Below are 15,647 nucleotides of genomic sequence, written 5' to 3' on the forward strand. Positions count from 1 at the left end.
CCCGGTTGCCATGGCAAATCTTACATCTTGTGGTCAAAGTCGCAAGCTCTTCCATATCTAGTGGGTCATCCGCAGTGCCGCAGCATGCTTCTATGGCTTGTCGGAAACGGCGGAAGGGGGGATCATGCGGCCATTCCCACCCCCTCGTCCATTCCCCCTTGCCGGAGCCCGCAATGCCCGACGACCAGTCCCGCACGAATTCCGAGATCGTGTCCCGTTATCGCGAGATGACGCCGAAGTCGGAAGCCCTCTTCGCCCAGGCGAAGGCGATCTTCCCCAGCGGCGTCACCCATGACGGCCGCCACCTCGACCCCTACGGCATCTATGTCGACCGTGCCGAGGGTGCGTACAAATGGGACGTCGACGGCAACAAGTACATTGATTTCTTCGGCGGCCACGGCGCCCTGCTGCTCGGTCACAACCATCCGGTCGTGATGGAAGCGGTCGGCCCGGCACTGGCCAAGGGCACCCACTTCGGCGCCAACCACGCGCTGGAAGTGCAGTGGGCGCAGGCCGTCCAGGCCCTGGTGCCGACGGCCGAGCGCGTGCGCTTCACCTCGTCCGGCACCGAAGCGACGCTGATGGGCCTGCGCCTGGCCCGCAGCTACACCGGCCGCCACAAGCTGGTGCGCTTCAAGACGCACTTCCACGGCTGGCACGACCACATGACCGGCGGCTATGCCAACCACTTCGACGGCACCTCGCCGGTCGGCGTGCTGGACGGCATCAGCGACGCCGTGGTCCTGGTCGCCCCCAATGACCGCGACGGCGTGCGCGAGGCCCTGAAGGGCGGCGACATCGCGGCCGTGATCCTGGAGCCGACCGGCTCGTCGACCGGCATGGTGCCGACCGCCCCCGGCTTCCTGGAGTTCCTGCGCGAGGAGACCGAGAAGCACGGCACCGTCCTGATCTTCGACGAGGTCGTGACCGGCTTCCGCGTCGCCCCCGGCGGGGCCCAGGCCCATTACGGCATCAAGCCCGACCTGACGTCGCTGGCCAAGATCCTGGCCGGCGGCCTGCCGGGCGGGGCCATCGTCGGCCGCAAGGACCTGTTCGACGCGCTCGACTATGCGGCGACCGCCGTCTCGGGCAAGGAGAAGATCCAGCACCCCGGCACCTACAACGCCAACCCGGTCTCGGCCGCGGCCGGGATCGCGGCCCTGGACCACATCCGCACCAGCGACGCCTGCGCCGTCGCCAACGCCATGGGCGACCTGGTGCGCGACAAGATCAACCAGGTCTTCGTCGAAGAGGGCGTGAACTGGGCCTGCTACGGCACCTTCTCCAGCTTCCACACCTTCCTCAACCCCAAGGGCCGCAAGATCGACCCGCTCGCGTTCGATGCGCTGGCGATCGACTACGAGGAACTGAAGGGCAAGCCCAAGGGCCTGTCGCATCGCATCCGCGTGGCGATGCTGGTGAACGGCGTCGACCTCAACGGCTGGCCCGGCGGCAACATCTCGTGCATGCACACGGCGGCCGACATGGAAGCGACGGCGGAAGCCTATCGCGAGACCATCCGCATGCTGCGCAAGGAAGGCGAGATCTGATCCTGCCGCCCTGTCCGGCGGCATGAACGGTCTACCAGGTCCGGCGGCGCTCGCGTCGCCGGACCTGCGCCACTTTCCCCTGCCCCTCTTCGCCTCGGTGATGGGGCTGATGGGCCTGTCCTTCGCCTGGCGGCGGGCGGCGATTGTCTTCCCCGACCTCCCGGCCGTCATCGGCGAGGCGATCCTGGCGCTGGCCGTCGTCTGGTTCCTCGTGGTGGCGGGGCTCTATGCCGCCAAGGCCGCGACGCGCTGGCCGGATGTCCTGGCCGAGGCCCGCCACCCGGCGCGGGCCAATTTCCTCACCGCCATCTCGATCGCCGTCATGCTGATCGGCACCGGCCTGCTGCCGCATGCCCCGCGCTTCGCCGAGGCGGTGTGGCTGGCGGGCGTGGCCGGCAACGTCGCCCTGGCAGTCGTGATCATCCGCCGCTGGATCCTGGAGCGGTTCGAGCCGGCCCAGGTGACGCCGGCCTGGTTCATCCCCGTCGTCGGCAACGTCGTGCCGCCCCTGGCGGGGGTGGAACTGGGCTATGTGGAGCTGTCCTGGTTCTGCTTCGCGGGCGGGCTGGGGTTCTGGCTGGTGCTGTTCCCGCTGACCATGGGCCGCCTCTTCACCGGCGATCCGCTGCCACCCGGCCTCAGCCCGATGCTGTTCATCTTCCTGGCGCCACCCTCGGTCGGTTTCCTCTCCTGGCTGGAGCTGAATGGCGGGGTGCTGGACGCGGCCGCCAATTTCCTTTTCCATCTGGCGCTGTTCATCGCCCTCTGCCTGGCGGCGATGGCGCCGCGCTTCCTGCGCGTGCCCTGGTCGCTGATCTCGCTCGCCTATACCTTTCCCCTGGCGGCCCTGGCCGCCGCTGCCCTGCGCTATCACCAGATGGCGGGCAGCCGGGTGACGCTCGTCCTGGCCGCCGGCCTCCTGATGCTGGCGTCGGCCGTGGTCGCCGCCGTCTTCGCCGGCACCGTGCGGCGCTTCGTCGCCGGTGCCTTCTTCCGACCGGAGCCCTGAAGCCGGCAAGGCCAGGCGGGCTCGCAAGCGAGGCATACGCAAACCTTGGCCGATCCCATCCTGTTCCGCCCGCTGCCCCTGCGCTCCCGCATCGCGCGCAACCGCATCGTCCTGGCGCCGATGGCGCAGTATTCCGGTATCGACGGCATGCCGCAGGACTGGCACCTGGCCAACCTCGCCACCCGCGCCGTGGGCGGCGCCGGCATCGTCTTCACCGAGGTGGCCTACGTGGCGCCCGACGCGCGCATCTCCGCCGGCTGCCTTGGCCTGTGGAACGACGCGCAGGAGGCGGCCTTCGCCGGCATCACCCGCTTCATCGCCGGGCAGGGCGCCCTTTCGGCAATCCAGGTCGGCCATGCCGGCCGCAAGGGCTCCACCACCAAGGCGTGGGAGGGCGGCAAGCCCCGGCGGCCGGCCGATGGCGGCTGGAACTTGGTCGGCCCGACCGACCAACCCTGGTCGGACGCCAGCAACATCCCCCGGGCGATGGATGCCGGCATGATCGCGGACGCGGTGGCCGCCTTCGCCGCCACGGCCGCGCGCGCGCGCCGGGCCGGGTTCGACATCTTCGAGATCCACGCCGCCCACGGCTATCTGCTGAACGAGTTCCTGTCGCCGCTGGTCAACACCCGCGACGACCAGTATGGCGGCGACCCGGTGCGCCGGTCGCGCTTCCTGATGGAGGTGATCGACGCCGTGCGCGGCGAGTGGCCGGATCACCTGCCGCTCTTCATCCGCCTGTCCTGCTCGGACTGGGTGCCGGGCGGCATCACCATCGACGACACGGTCGAACTGTGCCGGCGGATCGCCGCCCGCGGCGATGTCGACCTCATCGACTGCTCGTCGGGTGGCGTCGACCCGCGCCAGCAGATCGCCTTCTTCCCCGGCTACCAGGTGCCGTTCGCCGATGCCATCCGCAACCGGGCCGGCATCGCCACGGGGGCGGTCGGCATGATCCAGTCCCCTTTCCAGGCTGAGGAGGTGCTGGCCAACGGCCGGGCCGACCTCATCTTCCTGGGCCGCACCCTGCTGGCCGACCCGCACTGGCCGTTGCACGCCGCCCGCACGCTCGGGGCCGAGGTGCGCTGGGCCGACCAGTATCTGCGCGCCACCCGTTTCTGACCTTTCGCCGCCCGCCTCCCGGAGACGCCCGCCCCATGCCCGACACGCTGCTTTTCAGCCCGCTCACCCTGCGCTCGGTCACCACGCGCAACCGCATCGTCGTCTCGCCCATGTGCCAGTACAGCGCCACGGACGGCGTGCCGGAGGACTGGCACCTAGCCAACCTCGCCGCCCGCGCGGTGGGCGGTGCCGGCATCGTCTTCACCGAGGTGGCGCACCTGGAGGCGCGTGGCCGCATCACGCCCTGGTGCCTCGGCCTGTGGAACGACGCCCAGGAGGCACAGCTCGCCCGCATCGCCCGCTTCATCGACGGTCAGGGGGCGGTGCCGGCGATCCAGGTCGGCCATGCCGGCCGCAAGGGCTCGACGGGTAAGCCGTGGGAGGGCTCCAAGCCGCTGTCGGTGGCGGCCGGCGGGTTCGACGTGATCGGCCCGACCGACCAGCCCTGGGCCGAAGGCTACCCGGTGCCGGCCGCCATGGACGCGGGCACGATCGCCACCGTGCTGGCCGCCTTCGCCGATGCCGCCCGGCGCGCCCATCGCGCCGGCTTCAAGGTCTTCGAGATCCACGGCGCGCACGGCTACCTGATCCACGAGTTCCTGTCGCCGCTGGTCAACACCCGCACCGACGAGTATGGCGGCGACGCCGCCGGCCGGTCGCGCTTCCTGATGGCGGCGATCGATGCCGTGCGCAGCGAATGGCCGGCCGACCTGCCGCTCTTCATCCGCCTGTCCTGCACCGACTGGGTGGCGGGCGGCCTGACGATCGACGACACGGTCGACCTGTGCCGGCGGCTCGCCGCCCGCGGCGACGTCGACCTCATCGACTGTTCCTCGGGCGGCGCCGACCCGCGCCAGCAGATCGCCTTCTTCCCCGGCTACCAGGTGCCGTTTGCCGATGCCGTGCGCAACAAGGCCGGCATCGCGACCGGTGCGGTCGGCATGATCCAGTCGCCCTACCAGGCCGAGGAGGTGCTGGCCAACGGCCGGGCCGACCTCGTCTTCCTCGGCCGCACGCTGCTGGCCGACCCGCACTGGCCGCTGAAGGCCGCCCGCACCCTGGGCGCCACCGTCACCTGGCCCGACCAGTACGCCCGCGCCAGCCGGTTCTAGACGGATCACGCGCCATCCCCGCTTGACGACGGGGATGGCGGCATCGCCCAATCAGGTGCCCGCCCAATCAGGCGAACGAATCCAGGGAAGGAAACAGGCATGGACCAGGATCGCTACGACCGGGGCCTCGCGGTCCGGCGCGAGGTGCTCGGCGCCGAGCATGTCGACCGCTCGATCCAGGGGGCGGACGACTTCACCCGGCCCTTGCAGGAGTATGTGACGGAATCCGCCTGGGGGGCGATCTGGACCCGGCCCGGCCTGCCGCGGCACACCCGCTCGCTGCTGAACCTGGCCATGCTGACGGCGCTGAACCGGCCGCACGAGATCAAGCTGCACATCAACGGCGCGCTCAACAACGGCGTGACCAAGGACGAGATCATGGAGGTCTTCCTCCAGACCGCGGTCTATTGCGGCGTGCCGGCTTCGATCGACAGCTTCCGCATCGCGCGCGATGTCTTCAAGGAACGGGGTATCGATTGATGGTCGCCAACCAGGCAGAACAGGTCGGCTTCGTCGGCCTCGGCATGATGGGCGAGCCGATGGTCAAGCGCCTGCTGGGCGCGGGCCATCGCGTGGCGCTGGCCGATGCCGACCCGGCGCGGCTGGCGGTCTTCGCGGGCGAGGCGGCGGCGAGCCGGCCGCCGACGCTGGCGGCGATGGGCGAGGCCTGCCCCGTCGTTATCACCATGCTGCCCAACGGCCGCATCGTCGAGGATGTGGTGTTCGGCCGCGACGGTGCCAATGACGGGCTGGTGGCTGGCCTGGCGGCGGGCTCGGTCGTGGTCGATATGAGCTCGTCCTCGCCGGTCGGTACGCGGGCGCTGGGCCAGCGCCTGGCCGAACGCGGCATCCGCTTGGTCGACGCGCCCGTGTCGGGCGGCGTCAAGCGCGCGGTCGACGGCTCGCTCGCCATCATGGCCGGCGGCGATGCCGCCGACGTCGACCGGCTGCGGCCGATCTTCGCCGCCCTGGGGCGGCAGGTCTTCCACACCGGCCCGGTCGGCACCGGGCACGCGATGAAGGCGCTCAACAACTACCTGTCTGCGGCGGGCCTGCTGGCGGCGGGCGAGGCCATGCTGATCGGCCAGAAGTTCGGCTTGGCGGCCGAGACCATGGTCGATGTCTGGAACGCGTCGACCGGCCGCAACAACGCCACCGAGGTGAAGTTCAAGCCCTTCATCATCCCCAAGACCTGGGCCGCCGGCTTCAGCATGGGGCTGATGGTGAAGGACCTGCGCACCGCGCTGGAAGTGGCCGAGGCGACCGGCGAGCCGGCCGACTTCGCGCGCCTCTGCACCGAGATCTGGGCGGCGGCCGAGGCCAAGGTGGGACCCGGCGCCGACCATACCGAGATCGTGCGCTACCTGGACGAGATGGACGGCGACTAGCCGGCGGCGGGCCGCCCGCCCGACACTGCGACGACGAGGGGGCGGGGCCGTGCATCCCGCCCTCCGCTGGAGGAAGCCGATGACCGAGCCCCATGTCTACGAGGTCTTTGCGATCAAGTACGCGGCGATGCCCGACCGCCAGCCCTGGATGAACTTCATCGGCGTCGATGCCCATGACGGGCCGCTCGGCCTCGACTTCTACATCTGGCTGATCCAGGGGGGCGGACGGACCTGGGTCATCGACATCGGCTACGACCGCGAGGTGGCCGAGAAGCGCGGCCGCACCATCATCCGCAACCCGGTCGAGGGGCTGGAGCTGATGGGCGTCGATGCGGCCGCGGTCGAGGATGTCGTCATCACCCACATGCACTGGGACCATGTCGGCAATGTCGGCCTGTTCCCCCGGGCCCGCATCCACGTCCAGGACCGGGAGATGCAGTACGTCACCAGCCGCTACATGCAGTATCCGGCCTTTCGCCATGCCTACGAGCTGGACCATGTGCTGGAGATGGTGAAGGCGCTCTATGGCGAGCGGCTGGTGTTCCATGACGGCGACCAGGAACTGGCGCCCGGCCTGTCGGTCCACCATGTCGGCGGCCACACCATGGGCTTGCAGGCGGTCCGCGTCTGGACCCGCCGCGGCTGGGTCGTGCTGGCGTCCGACGCCAGCCACCTCTACCCCAACATGGAGCTGTCGCGGCCCTTCCCGATCGTCTTCCATGTCGGCGAGATGCTGGAGGGGCACAAGAAGCTGCGCCGGCTGGCCAGCTCGGGCGACCACCTCATCCCCGGCCACGACCCGGACGTGATGCGCCGCTACCCCGCGCCCCGCCCGGAGCTGGAGGGGATCGTCGTGCGCCTCGACGTCGAGCCGGTGGCGTAGGGGTTCTATTCCGCGGCGGCGGCGGGCAGCCAGCAGGCGTCCCAGGGCGGCTCGCCGCGGAAGCGGTCGGCCAGGAAGTCGACGAAGAGCCGCACCTTGGCCGCGAGGTGGCGGCTGACGGGGTAGACGGCATAGATGGTGAGCTGCGGCAGCGTCCATTGCGGCAGCACCACCTTCAGCGCGCCCTCGGCCAGGTGGTTGCCGACATAGAAGGTCGGCAGCATGACGATGCCCTGGCCGGCCAGGGCGGCGGCCAGCAGCGCGTCGCCATTGTTGCAGGCAAGGTTGCCGGCAAAGCCGAAGGCCGCCGTCTCGCCCCCCGGCCCGGTCAGCGGCACCTCCGAGGTGGTGGCGTAGGTGTAGCGCAGGAAATTGTGCGACGGCAGCTCGTCCGGGTGCGCCGGCTCGCCGCGCGCGGCCATGTAGGCCGGGGCCGCGCACAGCAGCAGGCGGGTCGGCGCCAGGCGCCGCGCGATCAGCGAGGAATCCTGCAATCGTCCGATGCGGATGACCAGGTCGTAGCCGTCCTCGACGATATCGACCAGCCGGTCGGACAGGGTGACGTCGGCCTGCAGGTCGGGATACTGCGTCTGGAAGGCGGCCAGCGCCGGGGCCAGGTGGCGTACCCCGAACCCGGTCGAGCAGTTGAGGCGCAGCGTCCCGCGCGGCATGGATTGCAGGGCGGACGCCGCTTCCTCGGCCTCGGAAAGCTGGTGGATGATGTCGCGCGAGCGGTCGAAATAGGCCCGTCCCACCTCGGTCAGGTTCAGCCGTCGCGTGGTGCGTTGCAGCAGGCGAACGCCCAGCCGGTCCTCCAGGGCGGCCACATGCTTGGACACCATGGCCCGCGACAGGCCGAGCGCGTCGGCCGCACCGGCGAAGCTGCCCTGCTCCACCACCTTCACGAAGGCTTCCATGCTCTGCAGCCGGTCCATGGGTCCCCGTCGATTGTTTCTGGATAAGAACGAATATGTTGAGAGGAGCGCAGATTATCAATTTCGGAGGCGAGGTCTATCTCTTCGTCATCGGCGCCGGGGAAATTCCTCGCCGCCCCAGTCTCAAGGAGAAGACCATGACCAACCTTCGCACGCTGACCGCCGCCGCCCTGATCGCCCTTGCCGCCGCCGCTTCGCCGCTGGCCGCATCGGGCCTGGACGAGGGCAAGTACGGTCGCAACCTCGATGACGGCAAGTACGGCCAGAGCATCGACGAGGGCAAGTACGGCCAGAACCAGGACGAGGGGAAGCTCGGCCGCAACCAGGACGAAGGCAAGGTGGGCGCCAACACCGACGAAGGCAAGTACGGCCGCAATCTCGACGACGGCAAGTTCGGCGCCAACGACCCGCGCTGATCCTGCCCCCTTCCGACTGGCCGGCCGCGCGCCGGAGAGGTTCCACGAGAGGTCGCCCATGACCGCGATTGCCCCCCTGTTCGTGTCCCACGGTGCCCCGGATATGATCCTTGGGCACTCCCCGGCCCGGGCGTTCCTCCAGGACCTCGGGCGCAGGCTGCCCCGGCCCCAGGCCGTCGTCGTCGCCAGCGCCCACTGGGATAGCGGCCGGCCGCTCGTCGGGGGCGCTGCCCGCCCCGATACGCTGCACGAGCTTTGCGCCGGTGCGCGCGGGCTCTGCCAGAAGCGCTATGGGGCGCCGGGCGCGCCGGCCCTGGCCGACCGCATCGCGGGGCTCCTGGTCGATGCCGGCCTGCCGGCCTCGGTCGACCGCGAGCGCGGGCTCGATCATGGGGCCTGGGCGCCGCTGGCGTTGATGTTTCCCGACGCCGACATCCCGGTGGTGCCGATATCGATCCAGTCCCGGCTGGGGGCGGCCCACCATCTGGCGCTGGGCCGGGCCCTGGCGCCGCTGACCGATGCGGGCGTCCTGGTGCTGGGGTCGGGCGGTATCACCAACAACGTCCATGCCAGCCACGGCCGGCCGGTCGACGCGCCGTGCCCGGAATGGGTCAGCCGGTTCCAGGAATGGCTGGCGGACGGGCTCGCGGCGGGCGATCCGGCGGCGCTGGCGGCCGCTCTCGAACGCGCGCCCGGCCGGCGCGAGAACCACCCGACGCCGGAGCACCTGATGCCGTTGTTCGTGGCCTTGGGTGCGGCCGGGCCCGGTGCCGCCGTCCGGCGCCTGCATGCCAGCGTCGCCCATGGCGCGCTGGCGATGGATGCCTACGCCTTCAACCCGCTTGCGACCGGCGGCAGCGCTGCCGCCCGGTCGCGCATCCTGGAGGATGTCGCATGACCGGCCCGCTCTTCCTGTCGCATGGCTCGCCCATGCTGTACCTGACCGACACGCCGGCGCACCGCTTCCTGGCCGGCCTGGAGATCGGCCGCCCGCGCGCCATCGTGGTGGCGTCCGCCCATTGGGAAACCGATCGCCCTGCGGTCGGTGCCGCGGGCCGGCCCGGGACGATCCATGATTTCGGCGGGTTCCCCGAGGCCCTGCACCGTGCCCGCTACCCGGCGCCGGGCGATCCGATCGTGGCGGGCGAGGTGGTAGCTGCCCTGGCTGCCGCCGGCATCCCGGCGGTGCTCGATCCCGGGCGCGGCCTCGACCATGGGATCTGGGTCCCGCTGGCGATCGCCCTGCCGGGGGCCGAGGTGCCGCTCGTGCCGCTCGCCCTCCAGCCGGAACTGGGGCCGCTCCATCACCTGGCGCTGGGCCGTGCGCTCGCGCCGCTGGCCGCAAGCGGAATCCTGGTCGTCGGCTCGGGCGCCGTCACCCACAACCTCCATGCCACCCGCGGCCAGGCCGTCGATGCGCCGGCCCCGGCCTGGGTCGACCGATTCCGCGACTGGGTGGCCGAAACGGTGGCGGCCGGCGACGCCGATCGCCTGTGTGCCTACCGCACCGAGGGGCCCGCGGCGGAGGTCAACCACCCGACGGAGGAGCATTTCCTGCCGCTGCTGGTGGCGCTGGGTGCCGCCGGGGCGGGCGCCACGGGCCGCCGCATCCATGCCAGTGTCGAGTATGGGGTCATCGGGATGGACAATTACGCGTTCGGGATCCGTTGACGGAGCGGTGCAGGGATCGGCCAAGTTTTTTACATATCGTAGAAACGTGTTAAGAAATGACCGATTTCTTTGCATGGGGCGCTCGATATGCTCAAGCCAACCTATGTGATCCCCAGCCTGCCGCCGCCTGATCTCGAGACTGTGCCGATCTTCAAGGCGCTGGCGACTGCGAATCGCGCCCTGGCGGAGTTGAAGGGGCGGGCGGCGACAATTCCAAACCAAGGCATCCTGATCGACACGCTCGCCCTTCAGGAAGCCAAGGCCAGTTCGGAAATCGAGAACATCGTCACCACGCAGGACGAGCTATTCCAGGCCGACCTGCTGCCCGGTGGCCCAGCATCGCCCGCCGCCAAGGAAGTGGCCCTGTACCGCGATGCGCTCAAGCTTGGCTATGACCGTCTTCGCGAAAGAGATGGCATCATCTCGAATGGCGTGCTGATCGAGATGTTTCAGCTCCTGAAGCGGCGCGATGACGGGTTCCGGACGACGCCGGGCACGGCGCTGCGGCATGATGGAACCGGAGAGATCGTCTATGTACCGCCGCAAGATGCGGCCGACGTGGTTGGCCAAATGACCCGGCTTGAGCGCTTCGTCAACGACGACGGTGCTTGCTCGCTGGATCCGTTGATCAAGATGGCGCTCATCCATCACCAGTTCGAAAGCATCCACCCGTTTCCCGATGGGAATGGCCGGATCGGTCGCATACTCAACGTCCTGTATCTGACGCGAACCGGCCTTCTTGAGATACCGGTGTTGTATCTCAGCCGGCATATCACCCGCACCAAGGCCGACTACTATCGTCTGCTGCAGTCAGTGCGCGACGATGGGGCCTGGGAGGAATGGGTGCTCTACATGCTGGCTGCCGTCGGAGAGACGGCACAGACCACGCTTGGTCTTGTCGAGAGTATTCGGGCCCAAATGGCGGCAGTCAAACACCGGATGCGGACGGAATTGCCGAAGATCTATTCTCAGGATCTTCTGAATAATTTATTCCGACATCCATACACGCGCATAGAATATGTGGTCGGCGATCTTGGCATATCCCGTCCTACGGCGACCAAGTACCTGGAGGTCCTTGCCCAGGGAGAGTTCGTCCGAAAGCATCAGGTCGGCCGCAACAACTACTATATCAACACTAACCTCGTCCGCCTCTTCGAGGATGTCGCCCGCCGCCGCTGACGCCGGCGGCTGGCACTGCCGGCTATAGCCGGGCGCTCGTGCCCGGGTCGAACAGGTGGATGCGGTCCGGGGCCAGCACGACCGGCAGGTCCTCGCCGGTGCGGATGGGCACGACGCCGTCGATCCGTGCCAGCATGATGCCGCCGTCGCCGATGCGGCCATGGACGATGGTGTCGGCACCCAGAAGCTCGACCAGGTCGACCTTCAGCGTGAAGGTCGGCGGCCGGCCGTCGGCCAGGTCCAGATGCTCGGGCCGGATGCCGACGGTGATGGGGCGGCCGGCCGCCGACCCGTGCGCGGTCGACAGAGGTGCTGCGACCCCGCCCGGCAGCGTCACCGACAGACCGTCGGCGGCGACCGAGCCGCTCAGGAAATTCATGGCCGGGGAGCCGAGGAAGCCTGCGACGAACAGGGTGGCCGGGTCCTCGTAGAGGGTGATCGGCGTGCCGATCTGCTCCACCTTGCCGGCATTCATGACGATCAGCCGGTCGGCCAGCGTCATCGCCTCGACCTGGTCGTGGGTGACGTAGATCGAGGTGGTGCGGAGCGTCTGGTGCAGCTTGCGGATCTCGACCCGCATCTGCACGCGCAGCTTGGCGTCGAGGTTGGACAGCGGTTCGTCGAAGAGGAAGACGGCCGGGTCGCGGACGATGGCGCGGCCCATGGCCACGCGCTGGCGCTGCCCGCCCGAAAGCTGGCGGGGACGGCGCTCCAGCAGCGCCTCGATCTGCAGGATGCCGGCGGCGCGGTCCACCCGCTCGCGGATCGCCTCCTTCGACAGGCCGCGGATCTTCAACCCGTAGGCCATGTTCTCGTAGACCGACATGTGCGGATAGAGGGCGTAGTTCTGGAACACCATGGCGATGTTCCGGTCCTTGGGCTCGACCTGGTTCACGACTTTGCCGGCAATGGCGATGTCGCCCGAGCTGACCTCCTCCAGGCCGGCGATCATGCGCAGCAGGGTGGACTTGCCGCAGCCGGACGGCCCGACGATGACGATAAACTCGCCATCCTCGATCTCGCAGTCGACCCCGTGGATCACCGGCACGGGGCCGAACTGCTTCTTCACGCCACGAAGACTGACCTCGGCCATCGGAACTCCTGAAACCTGCGGAAGCCGCTCACTTCTCGCTGTCGACCAGACCCTTGACGAACCATCGCTGCATGGCGACCACGACGAAGACCGGCGGGATCATCGCCAGCATGGTGGTCGCCATCACCACCGGCCATTCGACCTGGTCGTCGCCCGCCGCCAGCATGCGCCGGATGCCGATCACGATCGTGTCCATGCTGTGGTCGGACGTGATCAGCAGCGGCCAGAGATACTGGTTCCAACCATAGATGAAGAGGATGACGAACAGGGCTGCAATGTTGGTGCGCGACAGCGGCAGCAGCACGTCGCGAAAGAACCGCATCGGCCCGGCGCCGTCGATCTTGGTCGCCTCCACCAGTTCGTCCGGCACGGTCATGAAGAACTGCCGGAAGAGGAAGGTCGCCGTGGCCGACGCGATCAGCGGCACGGTCAGGCCCGGGAAGCTGTTCAGCAGCTCCAGGTCCGACACCACCTTGAAAGTCGGCAGGATGCGGACCTCGACGGGCAACATCAGGGTGACGAAGATCATCCAGAAGAAGACCATCCGCAGCGGAAAGCGGAAATAGACCACCGCGAAGGCCGACAGCAGCGAGATGACGATCTTGCCGGTGGCAATGACTAGCGCCATGATCAGGCTGTTCAGCAGCATGCCCGAGACCGGCGTGCCGTTCTTGGTGCCCGAGAACAAGGCCGTGCTGTAGTTCTCGATCAGGTGCGGCCCGGGTATCAGCGTCATCGGTGCCGCCAGCACGTCGCGCAGCGTCAGCGTCGAGGCGACGAAGGTGACATAGATCGGGAAGGCCACCGTCAGCACGCCCACGATCAGGATGGCGTGCGTGACCCAGGTGCCGGCCCCTTGTTTCTCGATCATCGCTTCCGGCCCGCCATCAGTAGTGCACGCGGCGTTCGACGTAGCGGAACTGCACCACCGTCAGCGAGATGACGATCGCCATCAGGATCACCGACTGGGCCGCCGAGCCGCCGAGGTCGAGGGCCTCGAACGCGTCGTAATAGACCTTGTAGACGAGAATTTCGGTCGCCCGCGCCGGCCCGCCCGACGTCACCGCATGGATGATGCCGAAGGTGTCGAAGAAGGCGTAGACGATGTTGACCACCAGCAGGAAGAAGGCGGTCGGCGACAGCAGCGGCAGGATGATCGTCCAGAAGCGCCGCGTGCGGCCCGCGCCGTCGATGGCGGCCGCCTCGATCAGGGACTTGGGGATCGCCTGCAACCCGGCCAGGAAGAAGATGAAGTTGTAGCTGATCTGCTTCCAGGTGGCGGCCAGCACGACCAGGATCATCGCCTGGTTGCCGTCGAGCAGGTGGTTCCAGTTGTAGCCCAGCGCCTTCAGCACGAAGGAGATGCTGCCGATGGTCGGGTTGAAGAGGAACATCCACAGCACGCCGGCGATCGCGGGCGCCACGGCGTAGGGCCAGATCAGCAGGGTCTTGTAGGTGGTGGCGCCGCGGATGACGCGGTCGGCCGACACCGCCAGCAACAGCGCCAGCCCGAGCGCGAGGGCGGCGACCGACAGGCTGAAGATCGCCGTGACGGAGAGCGAGTTGAGGTAGCCCGGGTCCTCGAGGATGGCGGCGAAGTTGTCGAGCCCGACGAAGCGGGTGCGCAGCCCGAAGGGGTCCTGGCGCTGCACCGCCTGGTAGATCGCCTGGCTTGCCGGCCAGATGAAGAACACCAGGGTGATCAGGATCTGGGGCGCCACCAGGATGTATGGCAGCACCTTGTTGTTGTAGCCGACGCGGACGCGCATGGCGGCGGGCTCCGCCCCCGGGCCGCGAACGGCCGGGGGCGATACCCTTCTCCGGCTACTTGTTGTCGCGCTCGAACTGCCGCAGCAGGGCGTTGCCGCGCTGCACCGCAGAGTCGAGGGCGGCCTTGGCCGCCTTCTTGCCGGCGAACACGCCTTCCATCTCTTCCTCGATCATGTCGCGGATCTGGACGAGGTTGCCGAAGCGGATGCCCTTGGAGTTGGGCGTCGGCGGGTTCAGCGTCATCTGCTTGTTGGCGATCTCGAAGCCGGGGTTCTTCTCGTAGAAGCCCTGCTTCTGGGTCAGCTCATAGGCCGCCAGCGTGATCGGCAGGTAGCCGGTGCGCTGGTGCGAGGCCGCCTGCACGTCGGGCTTCGAGATGTGGGCGAAGAATTCGGCCACGCCCTTGTATTCGTCGGGCGTCTTGCCGCCCAGCACCCACAGCGTGGCGCCGCCCAGGATGGAGTTCTGCGGCCCGCCGTTCGGGCCCTTCGTCAGGTCGGGCCAGTAGGGCATCATGCCGAAGCCGACGTCGAACTTGGCCGTCTTCAGGATGCTCGACAGGCCGGCCGAGGAGGCGATGTACATGCCGCATTCGGCGTTGGTGAACTTGACCTGGCTGTCGCCGCGACGGCCGCCATAGTCGAATTCCTTGGTCTTCTGCATCTCGGCGATGCGCTCCATGTGCGTCACATGGGCCGGGCTGTTGAACTGGAACACCGTGTCCAGCCCGCCGAAGCCGTTCTCCTTGGTCGCCATCGGCAGGTTGTGCATGGCGCCGAAATTCTCGATCAGCACCCAGGACGGCCACGCCGTGGAGATGCCGCAGGGCACGCCCGAGGCCTGCAGCTTCTTGGCCGCGTCGCGCACTTCGGACCAGGTCTTGGGCGCCACGTCCGGCAGGCCGGCCTTCTTGAAGGCGTCCTTGTTGTAGTAGAAGATCGGCGAGGAGCTGTTCAGCGGCATCGACAGCATGCGGCCGTCGGTCGTCGTGTAGTAGCCGGCGACGGCGGGCAGGTAGACCTTGGGGTCCCAGCCGATGCCGGCCTGCTCCATCACCTCGTAGACCGGCTTCACCGCGCCCTTGGCGGCCATCATCGTCGCCGTGCCGACCTCGAACACCTGGATGATGTGCGGCGCGCGGCCGGCACGATATGCGGCGATCGCGCCCGTCATCACTTCGGTGTAGTTGCCCTTGTTGACGGCAACGATCTTGTACTTTTTCTGGCTGTCATTGTAGCCCTTGGCCAGTTCGTCGACCCAATCGTTCAGGGCGCCGGCCATGGCATGCCAGAACTGGATCTCGACCGGCTGCTGGGCGGCAGCGGGGCCGGTGGCCAGCGCCGCCACGGCGGCGGCGGCCAGGAGGTTTCTGCGGGACAGCATTTCGATCCTTCCCTTCGTAAGTCATTGACGCGGCACGTCTTCGCGGCCTTGCTAGCGGCTCGACCCAATCGGGCCGATGGCATTTCCATGAAGCTTTAATGACAAACCGGCCCCGGCGCCAGCCCCCTGGCGGGCG

16 protein-coding genes are annotated in these 15,647 nt (G+C 68.5%); 11 read left to right on the plus strand and 5 right to left on the minus strand.

Annotation, left to right across the window (positions count from 1 at the left end; all coding sequences use genetic code 11):
• The first annotated feature begins 173 nt into the window (after window positions 1–173).
• The 7 genes from STVA_RS01000 (at window position 174) to STVA_RS01030 (ending at window position 7,064) form a co-directional block, all read left to right on the plus strand.
• Window positions 174–1,550, plus strand: a complete 1,377-nt coding sequence (locus STVA_RS01000; protein WP_123689956.1) for an aspartate aminotransferase family protein — start codon at window positions 174–176, stop codon at window positions 1,548–1,550.
• A gap of 22 nt (window positions 1,551–1,572) precedes the next feature.
• Window positions 1,573–2,559: an SLAC1 anion channel family protein gene (locus STVA_RS01005; RefSeq protein WP_123689955.1), complete on the plus strand. Its 987-nt coding sequence runs from the start codon at window positions 1,573–1,575 to the stop codon at window positions 2,557–2,559.
• 45 nt (window positions 2,560–2,604) lie between these two features.
• Window positions 2,605–3,681, plus strand: a complete 1,077-nt coding sequence (locus tag STVA_RS01010; RefSeq protein WP_123689954.1) for an NADH:flavin oxidoreductase/NADH oxidase — start codon at window positions 2,605–2,607, stop codon at window positions 3,679–3,681.
• 35 nt (window positions 3,682–3,716) lie between these two features.
• A complete protein-coding gene (locus STVA_RS01015) occupies window positions 3,717–4,793 on the plus strand; it encodes an NADH:flavin oxidoreductase/NADH oxidase (protein ID WP_123689953.1) in 1,077 nt (358 codons plus the stop codon).
• A 99-nt stretch (window positions 4,794–4,892) separates the two neighbouring features.
• Window positions 4,893–5,273, plus strand: a complete 381-nt coding sequence (gene pcaC / locus STVA_RS01020) for a 4-carboxymuconolactone decarboxylase (RefSeq protein ID WP_123689952.1) — start codon at window positions 4,893–4,895, stop codon at window positions 5,271–5,273.
• Window positions 5,273–6,181 (plus strand): NAD(P)-dependent oxidoreductase, encoded by a 909-nt coding sequence (locus STVA_RS01025; RefSeq protein ID WP_123689951.1) that lies wholly within the window; start codon window positions 5,273–5,275, stop codon window positions 6,179–6,181. Before pcaC ends, STVA_RS01025 begins: the two co-directional genes overlap by 1 nt.
• Before the next feature lie 79 nt (window positions 6,182–6,260).
• Window positions 6,261–7,064 carry an N-acyl homoserine lactonase family protein gene (locus tag STVA_RS01030; protein WP_123689950.1) on the plus strand — a complete coding sequence of 268 codons (804 nt, stop codon included), beginning with the start codon at window positions 6,261–6,263 and terminating at the stop codon, window positions 7,062–7,064.
• 5 nt (window positions 7,065–7,069) lie between these two features.
• On the opposite strand, the gene STVA_RS01035 is transcribed toward STVA_RS01030, so the two are convergent.
• The gene (locus STVA_RS01035; protein WP_123689949.1) at window positions 7,070–7,999 is read right to left on the minus strand and encodes a LysR family transcriptional regulator; all 930 of its coding nucleotides are present in this window, start codon (window positions 7,997–7,999) and stop codon (window positions 7,070–7,072) included.
• 137 nt (window positions 8,000–8,136) lie between these two features.
• Between STVA_RS01035 and STVA_RS01040 the strand changes: the two genes are divergently transcribed.
• The 4 genes from STVA_RS01040 (at window position 8,137) to STVA_RS01055 (ending at window position 11,265) form a co-directional block, all read left to right on the plus strand.
• On the plus strand, window positions 8,137–8,415 hold the full coding sequence (locus tag STVA_RS01040; protein WP_123689948.1) for a hypothetical protein: 279 nt from the start codon (window positions 8,137–8,139) through the stop codon (window positions 8,413–8,415).
• Between the two features lie 58 nt (window positions 8,416–8,473).
• The gene (locus STVA_RS01045) at window positions 8,474–9,313 is read left to right on the plus strand and encodes a DODA-type extradiol aromatic ring-opening family dioxygenase (protein WP_123689947.1); all 840 of its coding nucleotides are present in this window, start codon (window positions 8,474–8,476) and stop codon (window positions 9,311–9,313) included.
• Window positions 9,310–10,086, plus strand: coding sequence for a DODA-type extradiol aromatic ring-opening family dioxygenase (locus STVA_RS01050; protein WP_123689946.1), 777 nt, complete (start codon window positions 9,310–9,312; stop codon window positions 10,084–10,086). Before STVA_RS01045 ends, STVA_RS01050 begins: the two co-directional genes overlap by 4 nt.
• Before the next feature lie 87 nt (window positions 10,087–10,173).
• Entirely contained in the window at window positions 10,174–11,265 is a 1,092-nt protein-coding gene (locus STVA_RS01055) for a Fic family protein (RefSeq protein ID WP_123689945.1), read from the plus strand.
• Between the two features lie 22 nt (window positions 11,266–11,287).
• On the opposite strand, the gene STVA_RS01060 is transcribed toward STVA_RS01055, so the two are convergent.
• The 4 genes from STVA_RS01060 to ugpB are packed head-to-tail and all read right to left on the minus strand — an operon-like array spanning window position 11,288 to window position 15,511.
• Entirely contained in the window at window positions 11,288–12,358 is a 1,071-nt protein-coding gene (locus tag STVA_RS01060) for a sn-glycerol-3-phosphate import ATP-binding protein UgpC (protein WP_123689944.1), read from the minus strand.
• A 28-nt stretch (window positions 12,359–12,386) separates the two neighbouring features.
• Window positions 12,387–13,229 (minus strand): sn-glycerol-3-phosphate ABC transporter permease UgpE, encoded by an 843-nt coding sequence (ugpE, locus tag STVA_RS01065; protein WP_123689943.1) that lies wholly within the window; start codon window positions 13,227–13,229, stop codon window positions 12,387–12,389.
• Between the two features lie 16 nt (window positions 13,230–13,245).
• Entirely contained in the window at window positions 13,246–14,127 is an 882-nt protein-coding gene (gene ugpA, locus STVA_RS01070) for a sn-glycerol-3-phosphate ABC transporter permease UgpA (protein WP_123689942.1), read from the minus strand.
• Between the two features lie 55 nt (window positions 14,128–14,182).
• On the minus strand, window positions 14,183–15,511 hold the full coding sequence (gene ugpB / locus STVA_RS01075) for a sn-glycerol-3-phosphate ABC transporter substrate-binding protein UgpB (RefSeq protein ID WP_123689941.1): 1,329 nt from the start codon (window positions 15,509–15,511) through the stop codon (window positions 14,183–14,185).
• Window positions 15,512–15,647 lie beyond the last annotated feature (136 nt).

This window comes from Stella humosa (assembly GCF_006738645.1).
Lineage (GTDB): Bacteria > Pseudomonadota > Alphaproteobacteria > ATCC43930 > Allostellaceae > Allostella > Allostella humosa.

What these genes read in the sequence shown, in the direction of transcription:
- STVA_RS01000 (WP_123689956.1), top strand. Translation starts at nt 174, where the DNA reads ATGCCCGACGACCAGTCCCGCACGAATTCCGAGATCGTGTCCCGTTAT.
- STVA_RS01005 (WP_123689955.1), top strand. Translation starts at nt 1,573, where the DNA reads ATGAACGGTCTACCAGGTCCGGCGGCGCTCGCGTCGCCGGACCTGCGC.
- STVA_RS01015 (WP_123689953.1), top strand. Translation starts at nt 3,717, where the DNA reads ATGCCCGACACGCTGCTTTTCAGCCCGCTCACCCTGCGCTCGGTCACC.
- pcaC (WP_123689952.1), top strand. Translation starts at nt 4,893, where the DNA reads ATGGACCAGGATCGCTACGACCGGGGCCTCGCGGTCCGGCGCGAGGTG.
- STVA_RS01025 (WP_123689951.1), top strand. Translation starts at nt 5,273, where the DNA reads ATGGTCGCCAACCAGGCAGAACAGGTCGGCTTCGTCGGCCTCGGCATG.
- STVA_RS01030 (WP_123689950.1), top strand. Translation starts at nt 6,261, where the DNA reads ATGACCGAGCCCCATGTCTACGAGGTCTTTGCGATCAAGTACGCGGCG.
- STVA_RS01035 (WP_123689949.1), bottom strand. Translation starts at nt 7,999, where the DNA reads ATGGACCGGCTGCAGAGCATGGAAGCCTTCGTGAAGGTGGTGGAGCAG.
- STVA_RS01040 (WP_123689948.1), top strand. Translation starts at nt 8,137, where the DNA reads ATGACCAACCTTCGCACGCTGACCGCCGCCGCCCTGATCGCCCTTGCC.
- STVA_RS01045 (WP_123689947.1), top strand. Translation starts at nt 8,474, where the DNA reads ATGACCGCGATTGCCCCCCTGTTCGTGTCCCACGGTGCCCCGGATATG.
- STVA_RS01050 (WP_123689946.1), top strand. Translation starts at nt 9,310, where the DNA reads ATGACCGGCCCGCTCTTCCTGTCGCATGGCTCGCCCATGCTGTACCTG.
- STVA_RS01055 (WP_123689945.1), top strand. Translation starts at nt 10,174, where the DNA reads ATGCTCAAGCCAACCTATGTGATCCCCAGCCTGCCGCCGCCTGATCTC.
- STVA_RS01060 (WP_123689944.1), bottom strand. Translation starts at nt 12,358, where the DNA reads ATGGCCGAGGTCAGTCTTCGTGGCGTGAAGAAGCAGTTCGGCCCCGTG.
- ugpE (WP_123689943.1), bottom strand. Translation starts at nt 13,229, where the DNA reads ATGATCGAGAAACAAGGGGCCGGCACCTGGGTCACGCACGCCATCCTG.
- ugpA (WP_123689942.1), bottom strand. Translation starts at nt 14,127, where the DNA reads ATGCGCGTCCGCGTCGGCTACAACAACAAGGTGCTGCCATACATCCTG.
- ugpB (WP_123689941.1), bottom strand. Translation starts at nt 15,511, where the DNA reads ATGCTGTCCCGCAGAAACCTCCTGGCCGCCGCCGCCGTGGCGGCGCTG.